The organism is Microbacterium sp. GQ128 (assembly GCF_059758615.1).
In genome coordinates, this window is sequence record NZ_JCAXDY010000002.1 from 577,725 (window position 1) to 594,939 (window position 17,215).

The 17,215-nt window shown below is 69.4% G+C and carries 14 protein-coding genes; 9 read left to right on the forward strand and 5 right to left on the reverse strand.

Annotated features, from left to right (window positions below; all coding sequences use genetic code 11):
* Nucleotides 1–129: 129 nt before the first annotated feature.
* From AC6CHX_RS08820 to AC6CHX_RS08835, 4 genes are all read left to right on the forward strand, one after another.
* Nucleotides 130–1,134, forward strand: coding sequence for a substrate-binding domain-containing protein (locus AC6CHX_RS08820; RefSeq protein ID WP_498272492.1), 1,005 nt, complete (start codon nucleotides 130–132; stop codon nucleotides 1,132–1,134).
* 82 nt (nucleotides 1,135–1,216) lie between these two features.
* A complete protein-coding gene (locus AC6CHX_RS08825; protein ID WP_498272493.1) occupies nucleotides 1,217–2,824 on the forward strand; it encodes a sugar ABC transporter ATP-binding protein in 1,608 nt (535 codons plus the stop codon).
* Nucleotides 2,821–3,894 (forward strand): ABC transporter permease, encoded by a 1,074-nt coding sequence (locus AC6CHX_RS08830; protein WP_498272494.1) that lies wholly within the window; start codon nucleotides 2,821–2,823, stop codon nucleotides 3,892–3,894. The genes AC6CHX_RS08825 and AC6CHX_RS08830 overlap by 4 nt, the downstream gene beginning before the upstream one ends.
* Nucleotides 3,891–4,928, forward strand: coding sequence for an ABC transporter permease (locus tag AC6CHX_RS08835; RefSeq protein WP_498272495.1), 1,038 nt, complete (start codon nucleotides 3,891–3,893; stop codon nucleotides 4,926–4,928). The genes AC6CHX_RS08830 and AC6CHX_RS08835 overlap by 4 nt, the downstream gene beginning before the upstream one ends.
* Before the next feature lie 83 nt (nucleotides 4,929–5,011).
* Here AC6CHX_RS08835 and AC6CHX_RS08840 read toward each other — a convergent pair whose 3' ends face one another.
* The 4 genes from AC6CHX_RS08840 to AC6CHX_RS08855 form a co-directional block, all read right to left on the reverse strand.
* Nucleotides 5,012–6,880, reverse strand: a complete 1,869-nt coding sequence (locus tag AC6CHX_RS08840) for a glycoside hydrolase family 127 protein (RefSeq protein WP_498272496.1) — start codon at nucleotides 6,878–6,880, stop codon at nucleotides 5,012–5,014.
* Nucleotides 6,877–7,767, reverse strand: coding sequence for a carbohydrate ABC transporter permease (locus tag AC6CHX_RS08845; RefSeq protein WP_498272497.1), 891 nt, complete (start codon nucleotides 7,765–7,767; stop codon nucleotides 6,877–6,879). Before AC6CHX_RS08845 ends, AC6CHX_RS08840 begins: the two co-directional genes overlap by 4 nt.
* A gap of 5 nt (nucleotides 7,768–7,772) precedes the next feature.
* A complete protein-coding gene (locus tag AC6CHX_RS08850; RefSeq protein WP_498272498.1) occupies nucleotides 7,773–8,678 on the reverse strand; it encodes a carbohydrate ABC transporter permease in 906 nt (301 codons plus the stop codon).
* Nucleotides 8,679–8,777: 99 nt separating this feature from the next.
* Nucleotides 8,778–10,076, reverse strand: a complete 1,299-nt coding sequence (locus tag AC6CHX_RS08855) for an ABC transporter substrate-binding protein (RefSeq protein WP_498272499.1) — start codon at nucleotides 10,074–10,076, stop codon at nucleotides 8,778–8,780.
* A 172-nt stretch (nucleotides 10,077–10,248) separates the two neighbouring features.
* Here AC6CHX_RS08855 and AC6CHX_RS08860 point away from each other — a divergent pair, with 172 nt between their 5' ends.
* Complete coding sequence (locus AC6CHX_RS08860) at nucleotides 10,249–11,277, forward strand: LacI family DNA-binding transcriptional regulator (protein ID WP_498272500.1); 1,029 nt, start codon at nucleotides 10,249–10,251, stop codon at nucleotides 11,275–11,277.
* A 44-nt stretch (nucleotides 11,278–11,321) separates the two neighbouring features.
* On the opposite strand, the gene AC6CHX_RS08865 is transcribed toward AC6CHX_RS08860, so the two are convergent.
* The gene (locus AC6CHX_RS08865) at nucleotides 11,322–12,167 is read right to left on the reverse strand and encodes an NAD-dependent epimerase/dehydratase family protein (RefSeq protein ID WP_498272501.1); all 846 of its coding nucleotides are present in this window, start codon (nucleotides 12,165–12,167) and stop codon (nucleotides 11,322–11,324) included.
* Between the two features lie 57 nt (nucleotides 12,168–12,224).
* Here AC6CHX_RS08865 and AC6CHX_RS08870 point away from each other — a divergent pair, with 57 nt between their 5' ends.
* From AC6CHX_RS08870 to araA, 4 genes are all read left to right on the forward strand, one after another.
* Nucleotides 12,225–13,235, forward strand: coding sequence for a LacI family DNA-binding transcriptional regulator (locus AC6CHX_RS08870; protein ID WP_498272502.1), 1,011 nt, complete (start codon nucleotides 12,225–12,227; stop codon nucleotides 13,233–13,235).
* Between the two features lie 145 nt (nucleotides 13,236–13,380).
* Nucleotides 13,381–14,100, forward strand: coding sequence for an L-ribulose-5-phosphate 4-epimerase (locus AC6CHX_RS08875; RefSeq protein WP_498272503.1), 720 nt, complete (start codon nucleotides 13,381–13,383; stop codon nucleotides 14,098–14,100).
* A complete protein-coding gene (locus AC6CHX_RS08880) occupies nucleotides 14,097–15,680 on the forward strand; it encodes a xylulokinase (RefSeq protein WP_498272504.1) in 1,584 nt (527 codons plus the stop codon). Before AC6CHX_RS08875 ends, AC6CHX_RS08880 begins: the two co-directional genes overlap by 4 nt.
* A gap of 9 nt (nucleotides 15,681–15,689) precedes the next feature.
* Nucleotides 15,690–17,213 (forward strand): L-arabinose isomerase, encoded by a 1,524-nt coding sequence (gene araA / locus AC6CHX_RS08885; RefSeq protein WP_498272505.1) that lies wholly within the window; start codon nucleotides 15,690–15,692, stop codon nucleotides 17,211–17,213.
* Nucleotides 17,214–17,215 lie beyond the last annotated feature (2 nt).

The window sequence follows — 17,215 nt, forward strand, 5'->3', positions numbered from 1 at the left end:
TTGTGTTCCAGAAATTGTTCCCGGTAACATCGCCGCAGGATAGGCAGTGCCGCTGTCCTGCACTCACGAAAGGGACCACGTCAGGTCCACCATTGCCGGGCTGACTACCGGCGTCTCAAGGAGGAGAACATGTCCGCGAAGAAGCGCATCCGCATCGCGCTCGGTCTGGTCGCAGCCGGCGCACTCACCATTGGCCTGGCCGCCTGCTCGTCCGGAGGAACCGACGGCGACGCCGGTGGCGATGGCGGCTCCGACGAGCTGACCACGGTCGGTTTCGTCGCCGTCGGCCCCGAAGGCGCGTGGCGCGAGGCCAACGAGCAGAACATCCAGGACACCTTCACGGAGGAGGCCGGATACGAGCTCAAGTACGCCCCCGCCACCAACCTCGACCAGAAGTCGCAGATCGACGCATTCACGTCGTTCGTCGACGAGGGCGTCGACGTGATCCTGCTGTCGGCGACCGAGGCCTCCGGCTGGGAGGACTCCCTCAAGCGGGCGCAGGAGGCCGAGATCCCGGTGATCCTGCTCGACCGCGGCATCGAGCCCGACGACGACAGCCTCTACGTCACCCGCATCGCCCCCGACAACGTCGAGGTCGCGAAGGAGGTCGGAACGTGGGCAGCCGCCACCTTCCCCGATGGCGGCAACTACGTCGTGCTCGAGGGGCCGGCCGGCGTCGGCGTCGTGAACGAGCGCAACGAGGGCTTCGACGAAGGCCTCGGCGACGCCGCGCTGACGAAGCTCGACGCGCAGACCGCGAACTGGTCTGCCGAAGAGGGCAAGAGCGTCTTCGAGACGATGCTGAAGTCGGCGAACAACGACATTCAGCTCGTGTTCGCGCAGAACGACGAGATGGGTCTCGGAGCCGCGCAGGCCGCCGAGGAGGCAGGTCTCGTCGTCGGCGAAGACGTGAAGATCGCCACGATCGACGGCACCAAGAACGCCATGCAGGCGCTCGCCGACGGTCAGCTCAGCTACGTGCACGAGTACAACCCGCTGTTCGGCGAGACCGCGATGGAGGTCGTCGAGAAGGCGCTCGCCGGCGAAGAGGTCGAGTCGTACATCGTCGTCCCGAGCCAGGCGTTCGACTCCGCCGAAGCCGCGCAGGCCGTGCTGGCGGACCGCAAGTACTGAACCCCACGCCGGAGTGATCCGGCACCCTGCCCGGGTGGCGCCCGACAGCGCGCCACCCGGGCACCCGGACGGAGAGACAGTGATGAACGAAGAACCACCCATCGTCGAGATGCGCGGGATCTCGATCGGCTTCCCCGGTGTGAAGGCGCTCGACGGGGTCGATTTCCGCCTGTTCCCCGGTGAGGTGCACGCGCTCATGGGGGAGAACGGCGCCGGCAAGTCGACACTGATCAAGGCCCTCACCGGTGTCTACCGCATCGACTCCGGGTCGATCGTGGTGACCGGCCAGGAGCGCAGCTTCACCGGCGCCGGAGATGCCCAGGACGCGGGAATCTCGACCGTGTACCAAGAGGTCAACCTGGCGCCCAACCTCTCCATCGGCGAGAACGTCATGCTCGGGCACGAGCGGCGCGGGCCGTTCGGCATCAACTGGTCGGCCACCCATCGCGCGGCCACCGCGGCCCTCACCCGGCTCGGGCTCGGACACCTCGACACCCGCCGACCGCTCTCGACGCTCTCGATCGCGCTGCAGCAGCTCGTCGCGATCAGCCGGGCCATGGCGATCAAGGCCAAGGTCCTCATCCTCGACGAGCCCACATCGAGCCTGGATGCCGCCGAGGTCGACGGTCTCTTCACCGTGATCCGCTCGCTGCGCGACCAGGGCGTCGCGATCCTCTTCGTCTCGCACTTCCTCGATCAGGTCTATGCGATCAGCGACCGCCTCACGGTGCTGCGCAACGGCCGCTACCAAGGCGAGTACCTCACCCGCGATCTCGACCGGCACGCGCTCATCTCGACCATGATCGGCAAGGATCTCGACGCGCTGAAGTCGCTCGGGGGCAACCGTCGACGTGCACCCCGTGATGCCGAGGAGAAGCCGCTGCTGTCGGCATCCGGCATCACGCGTCGTGGTGCGGTCGAGCCCACCGACCTCGACATCCGCTCCGGCGAGGTGATCGGCGTCGCGGGCCTGCTCGGCTCCGGACGCACCGAGCTCGCCCGGCTGCTCTACGGAGCAGACCGTACAGACGGCGGGACGGTCGAGCTGCACGGCCGCCGTGTCGAACTCAAGTCGCCCGCCGAGGCGCTCGCGCTGCGCATCGCGTTCTCGACGGAGAACCGCCGAGACGAGGGCATCGTCGGAGACCTGACCGTGCGCGAGAACATCATCCTCGCCGTGCAGGCCGAGCGCGGCTGGGCGCGGCCCATGCCCCGCAAGGAGCAGGAGGCGATCGTCGAGAAGTACATCGCGCAGCTGAACGTGCGACCCGCCGATCCCGACCGGATGATCAAGAACCTCTCGGGCGGCAACCAGCAGAAGGTGCTGCTCGGTCGCTGGCTGGCGACGCGTCCCGAACTCCTCATCCTCGACGAGCCCACCCGCGGCATCGACGTGGGCGCCAAGGCCGAGATCCAAGAGGCGGTGGCCGAGCTCGCGGAAGAGGGCGTCGCCGTGGTCTTCATCTCGTCCGAACTGGAGGAAGTGGTCCGGCTGTCCGAGCGGATCGTCGTGCTGAAGGACCACCGCAAGATCGGCGAGATCCAGAACGGGCCCGACGTCACCGCCCAGGTGGTGGTCGACGTGATCGCCGCGCACGGCGTGGAAGCGGCGGCGGAGACCCTCGACGAAGCCGACGGCGCGCTGCCGGATAGCATCGCTCACACCACTGACAAGGAGGCAGCGCGATGACCGCCGCACCCGGCTCGACCATCTGGCGCGACCTGATCCACAAGCCCTTCTTCTGGGGGATCGTCGCCATCGCCGCACTGCTCGCCCTGAACGTGCTCAAGGACCCGACCTACCTCGCTGTTTCCATCAACCCCAACAACGGCAACCTGGTCGGCAACGTCATCGACATCCTGCGCCAGGCGGCGCCGATCATGATGATCGCCATCGGGATGTCGCTCGTGATCGCCACCGGTGGCATCGACCTCTCGGTCGGGTCGCTCATGGCCGTCGCGGGGGCCGTGTCGATGGAGTTCCTCAGCGCTGCCGACCCGTCGGCCGGGGTGGGGGGAGCGCTCGGGGCCGTCGGTCTCGCGCTGCTGATCACCGGCATCCTGGGGGCGGTCAACGGGGTGCTCGTCGCCTACGTCGGGCTGCAGCCGTTCATCGCCACGCTCGTGCTGATGCTCGCCGGTCGCGGTATCGCGAAGGTGATCACGGGCGGCCAGAACACCACGGCGTCCAACGATGCGTTCCGCTGGATCTCGAACGGCTTCGTGTTCGGGATCCCCGTCGTGTTCATCCTGGCGGTGCTGCTGGTGCTCGCGGTCGGCTGGGTCGTGCGGCGCAGCGCCCTCGGCCTCATGATCGAGGCGATCGGTATCAACCCGCGGGCCAGCCGCATGGCCGGCATCAAGCCCAAGGGGCTCCTGCTGACCACCTACATCCTCAGCGGTGTGCTGGCCGGTGTCGCCGGCCTCATGTCGGTCGGCAGCGTCATGACGGTCGACATCTCCCGCACCGGCTACCAGCTCGAGCTCGATGCCATCCTCGCCGTCGTCATCGGTGGGGCATCGCTCGCCGGAGGTAAGTTCTCGCTGAGCGGGGCCTTCGTCGGGGCGCTGCTCATCGCGACCCTCGACAAGACCGTCCTCTACCTCGGTATCTCGTCGTCGGCCACGCCGGCGTTCAAGGCCATCGTGATCGTCGCGCTGTGCCTGCTGCAGTCCGAACGCGTGCGCAGCTGGTTCCGCAGAAGACGCCGTTCCGCGCCGGTCGAACCGGTCGCGCAGAAAGAGGAGGTGTCCGCATGAGCGTGGTGACGGAGGCCCCCGCCCTGAAGGAGACCGAGACGCTCCTCGACCGGATGCGACGAGTGATCACCGCGAACCCGTCGGTGCTGCCGACCATCGCCTCGGTGGTCATCTTCGTCGGCATGGTCGTGTTCGGCGAGATCGCGTACGGCCGCATCGTGCAGGCCAACACGCTGTCGAACCTGCTCATCAACAACGCGCACCTGATCGTGCTGGCGGTCGCGCTGACCTTCGTCATCCTCACCGGCGGAATCGACCTGTCGGTCGGGTCGATCATCGCGCTCTCCTCGGTGGCCGGGGTGATGCTCTCGAACGCCGGCTGGAACGCGCTCGCCGTGATCATCGCCATGATCGGAATCGGGGCGATGTTCGGCGTGGTGTCCGGCGTCCTGATCCGATACTTCAACGTGCAGCCGTTCATCGCGACGCTGGCGATGATGTTCCTCGGCCGCGGGCTCGCCTCGCTGCTGAGCACCAAACCGGAGCGACTCGGCGAGGAGTCGCCCATCCGCTGGATCGGCGTGCAGCTCAAGGTGGTCGATGGGCCCAAGGTGAACGACCTGGTCATCACCCCGGCGGTGCTCATCGCGGTGCTCGTCGTGGCGGTGGCGTTCTTCGTGCTGCACCGCACCCGCACCGGCCGCACGGTGTACGCGATCGGCGGCTCGGAGAGCTCGGCGCTCCTGATGGGGCTGCCGGTGCACCGGACCAAGGTGCTCGTCTACGTGATCAGCGGTTCGCTCGCCGGCCTCGCGGCCGTGCTCTACACCGCGCGGCTCGGCACTGCCCAGAACATCACCGGCATCGGCTGGGAGCTCGACGCGATCGCGGCGGCCGTGATTGGCGGCACCGTGCTGACCGGTGCCTACGGATACGTGCTCGGCTCGGTCGTCGGGGCACTGGTGCTCGGGCTGATGAATGTGCTGATCACCCGCGACGGCGGCATCCCTCCCGAGATGACCACCATCATCACGGGCGGCATCCTGTTGGTCTTCGTGCTGCTGCAGCGCGCGGTCACCCGGAAACGGGAGTAGTCCCGAGCTCCTTTCGAGTCGCGCAAATGGTCCCTTTCCCGTCGGAAAAGGGACCATTTGCGCGACTCGAAGCGGGGGGTGACTCAGCTCGTCGGGATCCAGACCCGCATCGTCGACGGACCGCGCTGCGCCCAGTCGTGGTACGGAACGAGCAGGGCCCCTGCGACCTCCCCGGAGGCGCGGTTCCGCAATGGCATCCGCACGTGACCGCCGGATTCGACGGGCTCGCCGGCGACCACCGCGTCGACCACATCGGCGCCGAAATCGAGAGACTCCAGCGCGAGCACCTCGGGGCCGCGCTCGACCACGACCGAGCCGCGCACGGCGTCGACGCGAGGGTCGGGGCTCGTCACGCGGGCCGCCAGCGGCAGCATCAGCTCGACGACATCACCCGCGCGGAAGGCGCGATGCACCTCGACCACGCCGGGTTCGGCCGGATGCTCGGCGACCTCGCCTCCCGCGTTCACACGCACCGTCGCGCCCGCTGCCCACGCCGGCACCCGCAGGGAGAGCGTGAACTCGGCGTCCTGCTCGATCGTCACGCGGATGCCGCCGTCGGCCGGGTACCCGGTCTCGATGTCGAGTGCGATCACGCGTCCGTCGGGCAGCGTCGTGCGCACGGCTGCCGGCGCGTACTGATGCAGCTGCACGCCCTCTTCGTCGGCCGTGGCGACATAGGCCGCGAGGCTGGCGAAGGTGCGCGCCACATTGGGTGGGCAGCACGAGACCTCGAACCACGGCGCCCGCAGTGACGAGGACGCGCGCTTGGACGTTCCCTCCGGATCGGCCGGCGCCCCCGGAAGGCGCTGGTGCAGGGTGTTCGCGTAATAGAACGCCCGACCGTCGGGCGCGGGAGACGTCGCGACGACGTTGAAGAGTGTGCGCTCGATGAGGTCGGCGTGCCGGGTGTCGCCGGTCGCGAGCAGCAGCCGCCACGAGAACATGATCGACCCCACTCCGGCACACGTCTCGGAGTACGCGCGATCCGACGGCAGCTCCCAGTCGGCGCCGAACGCCTCGTCCTGGTGGTGCGACCCCTGGCCGCCGGTCACGTAGGTGCGGCGCTCGACCGTGCGGTCCCACTGCCCGCGCAGTGCGTCGAGCAGTGCATCGTCGGAGAGCTCGACCGCGACGTCGGTGGCACCGGAGGCCAGGTAGTTCGCACGCACGGCGTGCCCGCGCAGCGCCTCGGCTGCACGCACCGGCACGTCGTCCTGGAAGTACTCCCGGCCCCATTCGATCTCGGCGAGCGATCCGCGGCCGTGCCGTTCGACGAACAGGGCCGCCTGATCGATGAAGCGCTGTTCGCAGAGCGCCCGTCCCAGCTCGGCGAGTCCGACCTCGACCTCGGCGTGACCGCAGATCGCGTCGCGGCCGTCGGCACCGAACTCGCCGCAGACGAGCTCGGCAGCGCGTCGGGCGACCGCGACGAGTCCGTCATCGGCATCCGGCCGGGTACGGTGCCGAGCGACCGCCGCCTGGAAGAGGTGTCCGAGGCAGTACAGCTCGTGGCCCCACTCCAGATCCGACCAGCGCCCGCCCTGACCCGGGCGGCCGAACTGCGTGTTCAGGTAGCCGTCCGGCTCCTGCGCGGCGGCCACCCGAGACACCACGGCGCGGAGACGCTGCTCCAGCGGGGAGTCGGACGCGGCATCCGTCCGTCCGATCTCCCAGGCGAGGGCCTCGAGGTACTTGTAGATCTCGGAATCCGCGAACTCCCGGCCGCGGCGCCCCTCGGGCAGTGTGCCCGCGGCGGCGAGATCGAAGTTGGGCAGCCAGCCCTCCGACTCCAGGCGCGATTCGATGTGGTCGAGGGTCGCAGTGCCGTTGACGGCCTGGCGTTCGCCCCAGAATCCGCCCGTGATGCGCACGTCGTCGAGGCCGAGGGGGCGCAGGCGCCCGCGCGTGGGAACCACCGGAGCAGCCGGTGCAGTGGTGTCGAACATCGTCATCCCTTGAAGGCGCCAGACATGAAGCCGCGCACGTAGTGTCGTTGGAGGATCAGGAACAGCACGATGCAGGGGAGCGCCAGCACGACGACGCCCGCTTCCGTGGCGCCGTAGTCGACGACACCCTGCACCTGCCCGCGGAGGTTCGCGACGGCGAGCGGCAGGGTCATGCGGTTCGAGTCGTTGATGAGGATCAGTGGCGCCATGAAGTCGTTCCACGCGGTGAGGAATGCGAACAGCCCCACGGTGACGAGTCCTGGCTTGACCGCCGGGAGCAGCACGCGCCACAGGGCGCCCCAGCTGGAGCATCCGTCGACCATCGCCGCCTCGTCCATCTCGCGCGGGATCGATTCGAACGAGATGCGCATCATGAACATCGAAAACGGCAGCTGGAACATGGTGATCACGAGTGCGACCCCGACGAGCGAGTTCTGCAGCCCGACCGCGTTGAGGATCACGTACAGCGGGATGAGCAGAGTCGCGTACGGCACCATCAGGATCGCGAGCGTCAGCAGGAACAGCGCGTTCTTGCCCGGGAACGAGAACCGGGCGAAGGCGTAGCCGCCGAGCAGCGAGATGAACAGGGTCAGGGTGACCGTGAGCACCGAGACGAACAGCGAGTTGCCGAGATACACCCAGATGCCGGCCTGGTACTCGCCGAGAGCGGCGTAGTTGCCGAAGCCCCAGCCGTCGGTCTGGCTCGTGCCCGCCATCGGGCTGACCGACGAGACGCCGGTCCAGATGAGCGGGTAGAGGAAGATCACCGCGAGGGCCGTCGTGAACACCCAGTACGGGATGCCGTAGACGATGCGGGCCGCCTTCGAGCGGTATCGGGGCGCTGTCGGCTGATGGTCCGGCGCGACGATGGTGCGGGTCAGTGTCTGAGACATTCGGGTCAGCTCTCATCCGGACGCCGGAAGGCGCGCAACTGGAAGACGTTGATGACGATGAGCGCGAGAAGCACGATCACCGAGAGGGCGCCGGCGATGCCGAGGCTGTTCTGCCCCTGGAAGGCCACGTTGTAAATCAGCTGCACGACCGTCATCGTGCTGTTGTCGGGGCCGCCCTTGGTGAGGATGTAGAACTGCTCGAAGGCGAGCAGGGACCCGGTCACGCACATCACGGTCGTGAGCGCGAACGTCGGCTTCAGCAGGGGCACCGTGATGTAGCGGAAGGTCTGCCAGCGGCTCGACCCGTCGATGCGCGCGGCCTCGTAGATGTCGTCGGGGATGCCCTGCAGGCCCACGAGCATCAGCAGCATGTAGAAGCCGGCGAAGCGCCACACGATCAGGAAGATCGTCGACCACAGTGCGCCGTCGGGGGTGCCGAGGAACGTGATGCCCCAGGACTTCATGAGTCCGGCGAAGGGCCCGGCGATGGGGGAGTACAGCACGTAGAAGAGCAGCGAGGCGGATGCCAGGCCCAGGGCGCTCGGAATCAGGAACGCCGTGCGCAGGAGGCCCTTCCAGCGGGTCGACTCCTGCACGAGCAGCGCGAGCCCGAGACCCAGGCCGATCAGGAGCACGGTCGTGATGACCGTGTACAGCAGCGTGAAGCGGATGCTATCCCAGAAGAGACGGTGATTGACGGCATCCACGTAGTTCTCGGGGAAGTTCGGCCCCTGGTTCCCGCTGAGCAGCGGCCAGTCGGATGCCGACATCTGCAGCACGAGGATCAGCGGGACGACGAAGAGCAGCGCGACGAAGATCGCGGTGGGGGCGGCGTACAACCACCCCTGCACGGGGCCGCCGAATCCGGTGCGCGCGCGTCGGCGGCGCAGCGGGGGTGCGGTCGAGGTCATCGGGTTCTCTTTCGTCGGAGGCTGTCGCTTTGTCGGATGCTGACGCTGCGGTCGAGGGGAGTGGCGGGCGGCGCGTGATGGCGCGCCGCCCACCGGATATCACTGCCCGAGGATGGCGGTGATCTCGTCGTTGTCGGCGTCGACGGAGTCCTCGCCGTTCAGGACCCGGTTGCGCACGAGCGTGAGCCACGGGCTGCCCGGCGCGTTGAAGGCCTGCTGGAAGTTCAGCGCCACGGGGGTGCTGCCCTGCGCTGCGACCTCGTTGATCGTGACCAGACGCGGATCGGCCGCCGCGTACTCGTTGTCGGCGAGGTCGCCGCGCGAGACCGCGTTGCCGTCCTTTGCCAGTACCTCGACCTGCGCCTCCTCGGACATCATCCAGTCGAGGAAGTTCCAGGCCTGCGCGGACTGCTTCGAATCCTTCGAGATGCCGATGCCGTCGCCGCCGACGAACGTCGAGACGCCGCCGTCGACACCAGGGATGCCGGCCACACCCGCGTCGAACTCCAGCGAGGGGAGGAGCGTCGCTGGGAACGGCATCACGCCGACCTTGCCCTCGCTGAAGGCCGCGGTCCACGTCGGGCCGGTCTCATCGGTGGAGCTCGGAAGCACCGCGCCCGCCTCTTCCAGCTCGGCCCACGTGTCGTACACGGCCTGCGCCGCGTCGCCGTTCAGCAGCGACTCGGTGCCGTCGTCGCTCATGACCTCTTCGCCGGAGGCCCAGACCGAGGGGAACCAGGTGAACACCAGGCAGCCGCCGCAGTTCAGGCCCGTCGCGGTGCCGTAGGTGTCGGGCTTGTTCAGAGCTTGCACCGCCTGGGCCGCCTCGGAGAACTCCTCGAGCGTGGACGGCGCCTTCTCAGGGTCGAGGCCGGCCTCGGCGAACAGCTCCTTGTTCCAGAACAGCATCGAGAGGTCGAGTGCGAACGGCAGCACGTACTCCTTGTCGTCGACGGTGCCGGCGTCGAGATGGCCCTGGTTGATGTCATCCTTGAAGTCGAGGCCGTCGATCTGGGTCGAGAGGTCGGCGAAGAGGCCCTGCTGCGCCCAGTTGGGCACGTAGACGATGTCAGCCGCGAAGAGGTCGGGGAGTCCCCCGGATCCGGCGGCGGCGCCGACTTTGGCGACGTAGTCGTCGTTCGGGACGACCGTGAGCTCGACCTGGTTCTCGTGCGAGTCGTTGTACGCGTCGACGAGCAGCTTGGCCTGGCGCTCGATGGGCGCACGGGTCCAGAGGGTCAACGTCGAACCGTCGTCGACGCCCTCGGCGGGGATCTCCTCGCTGGGGCCGGCGGTGTCGTCGCCCGCTGCGCACGCGGCGAGGGGCCCGGCCAGCAGGGCGACGGCGGCGAGGGCTGTAGCCGTGCGGCGGAACGCACGGCGTCGGGGGGTGTGCATGGGATTGCCTCCAGGACTCTTCGGTGAGTGGATGCGGTCGGCGAGCGACGGCAGTGTCGAGCTGAGGTGCAATTTCGAAAACTCCGAAACCGCTTTCGAAAGGTATATCGTGAATGAAGCGCGGCGGTCAAGCATCGCTCCGATAACCTTTCAGAAACGTTCAGGGGGCGAGATGGTCAGCAGCGGCGACATAGCGGGCAAGGCGGCGACGCTCAGCGACGTGGCACGGCATGCCGGCGTCTCGATCGCCACGGCGTCGAAGGCGCTCAACGACCGCGGTGATGTCGCAGCGGCCACCAAGGCTCGCGTCGTGGCCGCCGCCGCAGAGCTCGCGTTCACCCCGAACGCGATGGCCCGAGGTCTGCTCGCCGGACGCACCGGCACGGTAGGACTGCTCACCAGCGACCTCGAAGGTCGCTTCATGATCCCGATCCTGATGGGAGCGGAAGACGCCTTCGGTGCCGGGCGCATCAACGTGTTCCTCTGCGACGCGCGCGGCGACGCGATCCGTGAGCAGCATCACCTGAAAGAGCTGTTGAGCCGACGCGTCGACGGCATCATCGTCGTCGGACGGCAGACCGACCCGCGTCCCTCGCTCGGGCAGGACATCCCGGTTCCGGTGGTGTACGCGTACGCCCCGTCCGACGATCCGCGTGACCTGTCCCTCACGCCCGACAACTATGCGGGAGGCCGCCTCGCGATCGAGCATCTGCTCTCGTGCGGGCGCCGACGCATCGCGCACATCTCGGGCGAACCCTCCTACGCCGCGGCGCAGGATCGCCTCGCCGGGGCCAGGGCCGCGCTGGCCGAAGCCGGGCTCGAGTTCGTCGGCGCCCCGATGCTCTCGGAATGGACCGAGCACTGGGGCCGGGATGCCGGAGCACTGCTGCTGCAGCGGCATCCGGATATCGACGCGGTGTTCTGTGGGTCCGATCAGATCGCGCGCGGCGTGCTCGACTCGGCGCGGGATCTCGGGCGCTCGGTCCCTGACGATCTCGCCGTCATCGGTTATGACAACTGGGAGGTGCTCGCGACCAACGCCCGCCCGGAACTCACGAGCATCGACGCGAATCTGCAGCAGCTCGGACGTCAGGCGGCGCAGCGCGTGTTCGACGCGATCGACGGCGTCGACATCGGCGAGGGCTCGCACCATCTGCCCGTGCGCCTGGTGATCCGCGGCTCGACCATCGCTCGGCGCTGAGCCGTTCGAGATGCTCCGGCAGGCTCGGTGCCCCGGCCCCGCCGTCACACGTGGTCGCGCCAGGAGTGCTGCGGGTCGAAGCCGAGGACCCGGCGCGCCTTGTCGATCGACAGCAGCGTCTCGTTCGGGCCGAACTCCCGGCGCTTCGGCACGTCGGGGAAGACCTCGGCCAGCAGCTCGTCGTTGGGTCGTGACATCACGGTGTCGGCCGCCGCGATGATGAACCGGTCGAATCCCGGGGCTGCGACCTCGAGCGCACGCTGCACCGCCTGGGCGCCGTCGCGGGCGTCGATGTAGCCCCACAGGTTCCACTTGCGCCGCAGGGCGTCGGCGTCGAACGAGGGGAACTCCGCGTAGTCCTCGGGGACCATCACGTTCGAGAACCGCAGCGCCGTGATCGACAGGTCGGGATGCCAGCGCACGAGCTCGGTCGCGAGCTGCTCCTCGAGCGTCTTCACCAGCGAGTACACGGATTCCGGGCGCGCGGGATAGTCCTCGTCGACCGGGACGTAGGGCGGAGGCACGTCGAACGGCAGCCCGAGCACCGTCTCGCTCGACGCGTACACGATACGACGGATGCCGAGGCGCACAGCCGCCCAGAACACGTTGAACGTGGCCGGCATGTTGTTGTGGAAGGTCGCCACGTCGGTGCGGATGCCGGGGGCCGGGATCGCCCCGAGGTGCACGACCGCGTCGATGCCGTCGTGCCTGTCGCCGACGGCGGTGAACGCGTCGACGACCTGGCCGTAGTCGGTCAGATCTACCTGCACGAAGTCGGGGCCGCGGGTGCCGGTGAGGTCCATGCCGATGACGTCGTAGCCGTTCGCGCGGAGTTCGCGGGCGACGACGCGGCCGAGTTTGCCGGAGGAGCCGGTGAGAGCGATGCGCATGTCACCAGAGTGGCACGGCGGCGGGCCGACGGCATCGGTCGTCGTACACTCGTCGGCGTGAGTGACACGAGCAGCGGCCGCAGCCGATCCATCGGCGTCCGCGACGTCGCCGCCCGCGCAGGGGTGTCCCGGCAGACCGTGTCGCGGGTGCTGAACGACCACCCCGACGTCGCCACCGAGACCAAGGAGCGCGTCGTCGCCGCGATGGCCGAGCTCGGCTACCGCATGAACAACGCCGCCCGCGCGCTCGGCACCCGTCGCTCGCGGACGCTCGGCGTGCTGGCCTCGGATGCGCTGCAGTACGGCCCCTCGCGCAGTCTCGCCGCGCTGGAGGCTTCGGCGCGCGAGGCCGGGTACTGGGTGAGCGCGGCCTTCGCGGATGCGGCGGATGTCGGAGCCGTCGTCGCGGCGGTCGACCACCTCGTCGTGCAGGGGGTGGACGGGATCGTGGTCGTCGCCCCGCACGCCCAGACGCTGGAGGCGCTCGCCGCGCTGCGCATCGACGTGCCGGTCGTGACGCTGCACTCCGCCGGACTCGGGGCGACCGGGCTGTCGGTGGATCAGGCGGCGGGTGCGCGGTTGGCGGTCGCCGCGCTCGCCGACGCCGGGCACACCCGCATCGCGCACCTCGCGGGGCCGGCGGATTGGCTCGAGGCCGAGTCACGGGCCGAGGGGTTCGCCGCCGAGCTCGAGGCCCGCGGGCTGACGCCGGGGCCGGTGATCGCCGGGGACTGGTCGGCAGGGTCCGGGTATGCGGCGGTCGATGCTGTTCGCAGTTCCGGGGTCACGGCGGTGTTCGCGGCGAACGACCAGATGGCGCTCGGTCTGCTCAGCGCTCTGCACGAAGCGGGGCTCACGGTTCCGGGTGACGTCAGCGTGGTCGGGTTCGACGACGCCCCGGATGCCGCGTACTACTGGCCCCCGCTCACGACCGTGCGGCAGGACTTCGAGGAGCTCGCGCGTCGGGCGGTCGGCGCGGTGATCGGCGGAACCGGTGCCGCCGCGTCCACCCTCACCCCGGTGGCGCCGGTGCTGGTCTCCCGCGCGTCCGTCGCCCCGCCCCGCTGACTCTCGCGTCCGCCGCCGCGCCCCCCACTCGGGGAGAGGGAGCGAGAGAGGGGGCGGGAGAGGGGGGAGGGTTGACGCCCGCGAGGCTCACGTGACAGACTTCCGTGACCGGTCACAGTGGCCGGATGCGAACCCTGAGGCAGCTGTGAGCGACGACGCCCCCACCTTCGAACCCGACATCGAGCACGCGATCGCGGCCGTCCGCGCGGATGTCGCCCGTCTGCACGGCGAACTGGTCCGCTACGGGCTGGTCGTCTGGACCGGCGGCAACATCTCGGGCCGCGTGCCCGGCGCCGACCTCTTCGTGATCAAGCCGAGCGGGGTGAGCTACGACGACCTCACCGCCTCGAACATGATCCTGTGCGACCTCGACGGGAACGTGATCCCCGGCACTCCCGGCAGCGACCGCTCCCCGTCGAGCGACACCGCGGCGCACGCCTACGTCTACCGGCACATGCCGACCGTCGGCGGGGTCGTGCACACGCACTCGACCTACGCCGTCGCCTGGGCCGCGCGCGGCGAGGAGATCCCCTGCGTCATCACCGCGATGGCCGACGAGTTCGGTGGTCCCGTCCCGATCGGCCCCTTCGCGATCATCGGCGACGACTCGATCGGCCGCGGCATCGTCGAGACCCTCAGCGGGCACCGCTCCCGGGCGGTGCTCATGCAGAACCACGGTCCGTTCACGATCGGCGCGGATGCGGAGGATGCCGTGAAGGCCGCGGTCATGGTCGAGGACGTCGCCCGCACTGTGCATCTCGCCCGCGAGGCCGGGCCGCTCATCCCGATTCCGCAGGCCGCGATCGACAGCCTGTTCGACCGCTACCAGAACGTGTACGGCCAGACCGAGGACACCCGCCGATGAGCGCGCTCGACGAGATCCGCGAGGGGCGCACGAGCCTCGGCATCGAGCTGGGGTCGACACGCATCAAGGCCTGCCTGATCGGCTCCGATGCGACCGAGGTGCTCGCCACCGGCTCCTTCTCGTGGGAGAACCGGCTCGAAGACGGCCGCTGGACCTACGCGATCGACGAGGTGTGGGGCGGCCTCCAAGCGGCATATGCGGCTCTGATCGACGATGCGCAGGAGCGCCACGGCATCCGCCCCGACACGTTCGGCGCCATCGGGGTCTCGGCGATGATGCACGGCTACCTGGCGTTCGACGAGTCCGGTGAGCTGCTCGTGCCGTTCCGCACCTGGCGCAACACCAGCACGGGCGCGGCATCCGCCGAGTTGGGGGAGCTGTTCGGGGTGAACATCCCGCTGCGCTGGTCGATCGCGCACCTGCACCAGGCCGTGCTCGACGCCGAGCCGCATCTCGCCCGGGTCGCGAGCGTGAACACCCTCGCCGGCTACGTGCACCACCGCCTCACCGGCGAGCGGGTGCTCGGGGTCGGCGACGCCTCGGGCATGTTCCCGATCGACGCGGCGACCGGTGATTACGACGAGCGGATGCTGCGCGACTACGACACCCTCGCCGGCGCGCGTCTGCCCGCGCCGGCCGCACAGCTCCTGCCGAGCGTCCTTCCCGCGGGGGCCGCGGCCGGCACGCTCACCGCCGACGGTGCCGCCCTCCTCGACCCGAGCGGCGCGCTGCGCCCCGGTATCCCGCTCTGTCCGCCGGAGGGTGACGCGGGCACCGGCATGGTCGCGACGAACTCGGTCGCGCCGCGCACCGGCAACGTGAGCGCGGGCACGAGCATCTTTGCGATGGTCGTGCTGGAGCATCCGCTGGCCGAGGTGCACCACGAGCTCGATCTCGTGACCACCCCGGCGGGCGATGCGGTGGCCATGGTGCACTGCAACAACGGCGCCAGCGAGCTCGCGGCGTGGGCAGGGCTGTTCACGCGCTTCGCCGAGGCCGCTGGTCAGCCGATCGACGACGATGCGGCCTTCGACGTCCTGTTCCGCGAGGCGCTCGAGGGCGAAGCCGATGCCGGCGGGCTCCTCGCCTACAACCACCTCGCGGGCGAGCCGATCGCGGGTCTGGTCGAGGGTCGTCCGCTGTTCGTGCGCACCCCCGACAGTGCCCTCACGCTCGCGAACTTCATGCGGTCCCAGGTCTACGGCGTGTTCGGCACGCTCGCGCTCGGCATGCAGGTGCTCGCGGCGGAGGGTGTGCAGCTCGACCGGATGTTCGCGCACGGAGGCATGTTCCGCACCGCCGGCGTCGCGCAGCGCTTCCTCGCCGGTGCACTCGATGCTCCGGTCGCCGTGGGCGAGCTCGCCGCGGAGGGTGGCGCCTGGGGCATCGCCGTGCTCGCCTCCTACCTTTCCCATGCCGAAGAGCTCTCGCTGGCGGACTACCTCGACCAGCGCGTGTTCGCCACCGCATCCCTCACCACCGCCGACCCTGACCCGGCCGATGTCGCCGGGTTCTCCGCCTACCTCGACCGCTACCGGGCGGGCCTGGCCGTCGAGGCCGCCGCCGTCGCATCCCTGTAAGGACCGTTCATGACCCGCACCCCGCTCACCACCTCCCTCGACGGCTATGAGGTCTGGTTCCTCACCGGCAGTCAGCACCTCTACGGTCCCGAGACGCTCGCGCAGGTCGCGGCGCAGTCGCAGGAGATCGCGCGGCTGCTCGACGAGTCGCCCGAGGTTCCGGTGACCATCGTCTGGAAGCCGGTGCTGACGGATGCCGCCGTCATCAAGCGCACCGCGCTGGAGGCCAACGCCGACGACCGGGTCATCGGCCTCGTCGCGTGGATGCACACGTTCAGCCCGGCGAAGATGTGGATCGCCGGACTCGACGCGCTGCAGAAGCCGCTCGCGCACCTGCACACTCAGGCGAACGTGGAGCTGCCCTGGGCCGACATCGACTTCGACTTCATGAACCTGAACCAGGCGGCACACGGCGACCGCGAGTTCGGGTACATCCAGACGCGCCTGGGCGTGCCGCGCAAGACCATCGTCGGGCATGCCTCCGACCCGAGGCTGCGTCGTGAGCTGGGCACCTGGCAGCGGGCGGCGGCGGGTCTCGCGGCCTCCCGCGACCTGAAGCTCGCCCGCTTCGGCGACAACATGCGCTTCGTCGCGGTGACCGAGGGCGACAAGACCGAGGCCGAGCTGCGGTTCGGCGTGCAGGTGAACACCTGGGGCGTGAACGAACTGGCGGAGGCGGTGGCCGCGGCATCCGCCGCCGACATCGACGCGCTCGTCGCCGAGTACGAGGAGTTGTACGAGGTCGCGCCCGAGCTGCGGAAGGGTGGCGAGCGGCACGAGTCGCTGCGTGACGGCGCGGCGATCGAGATCGGGCTGCGGTCGTTCCTCGAGGAGGGCGGCTTCGGCGCGTTCACGACGTCTTTCGAAGATCTCGGTGAGCTGAAGCAGTTGCCGGGTCTCGCGGTGCAGCGGCTGATGGCCGAGGGCTACGGCTTCGGCGCCGAGGGCGACTGGAAGACGGCCGTGCTCGTGCGCATCGCGAACGTCATGGGCGCGGGCCTGCCGGGTGGTGCGAGCCTGATGGAGGACTACACCTACGACATGACCCCCGGCGATGAGCTGATCCTCGGCGCGCACATGCTCGAGGTGTCGCCGTCGCTCACTTCTGCGAAGCCCACGCTCGAGATCCACCCGCTCGGCATCGGCGGCAAGGACGACCCGGTGCGCCTGGTCTTCACGGCCGACCCCGGCCCCGCCGTCGTGGTGGCGCTCAGCGATATGCGCGACCGGTTCCGCCTCACCGCGAACGTGGTCGAGAACGTGCCGCCCCGGGCCGCGCTGCCGAAGCTCCCGGTCGGACGCGCGGTGTGGAAGCCGCAGCCCGACTTCACGACGAGCGCCGCCGCCTGGCTCACCGCCGGCGCCGCCCACCACACCGTCATGTCGACCGCGGTCGGGATCGAGGCGTTCCGCGACTTCGCCGAGATGGCCGAGGTCGAGCTGCTCGTGATCGACGACAGCACCACGCTGCCCGAGTTCCAGAAGCAGGTGCGCTGGAACCAGGCCTACTACCGTCTGGCGCAGGGCCTGTGACG

Bases quoted from the DNA above. Each gene is read 5' to 3' on its own strand.
- AC6CHX_RS08820 (WP_498272492.1), top strand. From the start codon at position 130: ATGTCCGCGAAGAAGCGCATCCGCATCGCGCTCGGTCTGGTCGCAGCC.
- AC6CHX_RS08825 (WP_498272493.1), top strand. From the start codon at position 1,217: ATGAACGAAGAACCACCCATCGTCGAGATGCGCGGGATCTCGATCGGC.
- AC6CHX_RS08830 (WP_498272494.1), top strand. From the start codon at position 2,821: ATGACCGCCGCACCCGGCTCGACCATCTGGCGCGACCTGATCCACAAG.
- AC6CHX_RS08835 (WP_498272495.1), top strand. From the start codon at position 3,891: ATGAGCGTGGTGACGGAGGCCCCCGCCCTGAAGGAGACCGAGACGCTC.
- AC6CHX_RS08840 (WP_498272496.1), bottom strand. From the start codon at position 6,880: ATGACGATGTTCGACACCACTGCACCGGCTGCTCCGGTGGTTCCCACG.
- AC6CHX_RS08845 (WP_498272497.1), bottom strand. From the start codon at position 7,767: ATGTCTCAGACACTGACCCGCACCATCGTCGCGCCGGACCATCAGCCG.
- AC6CHX_RS08850 (WP_498272498.1), bottom strand. From the start codon at position 8,678: ATGACCTCGACCGCACCCCCGCTGCGCCGCCGACGCGCGCGCACCGGA.
- AC6CHX_RS08855 (WP_498272499.1), bottom strand. From the start codon at position 10,076: ATGCACACCCCCCGACGCCGTGCGTTCCGCCGCACGGCTACAGCCCTC.
- AC6CHX_RS08860 (WP_498272500.1), top strand. From the start codon at position 10,249: ATGGTCAGCAGCGGCGACATAGCGGGCAAGGCGGCGACGCTCAGCGAC.
- AC6CHX_RS08865 (WP_498272501.1), bottom strand. From the start codon at position 12,167: ATGCGCATCGCTCTCACCGGCTCCTCCGGCAAACTCGGCCGCGTCGTC.
- AC6CHX_RS08880 (WP_498272504.1), top strand. From the start codon at position 14,097: ATGAGCGCGCTCGACGAGATCCGCGAGGGGCGCACGAGCCTCGGCATC.
- araA (WP_498272505.1), top strand. From the start codon at position 15,690: ATGACCCGCACCCCGCTCACCACCTCCCTCGACGGCTATGAGGTCTGG.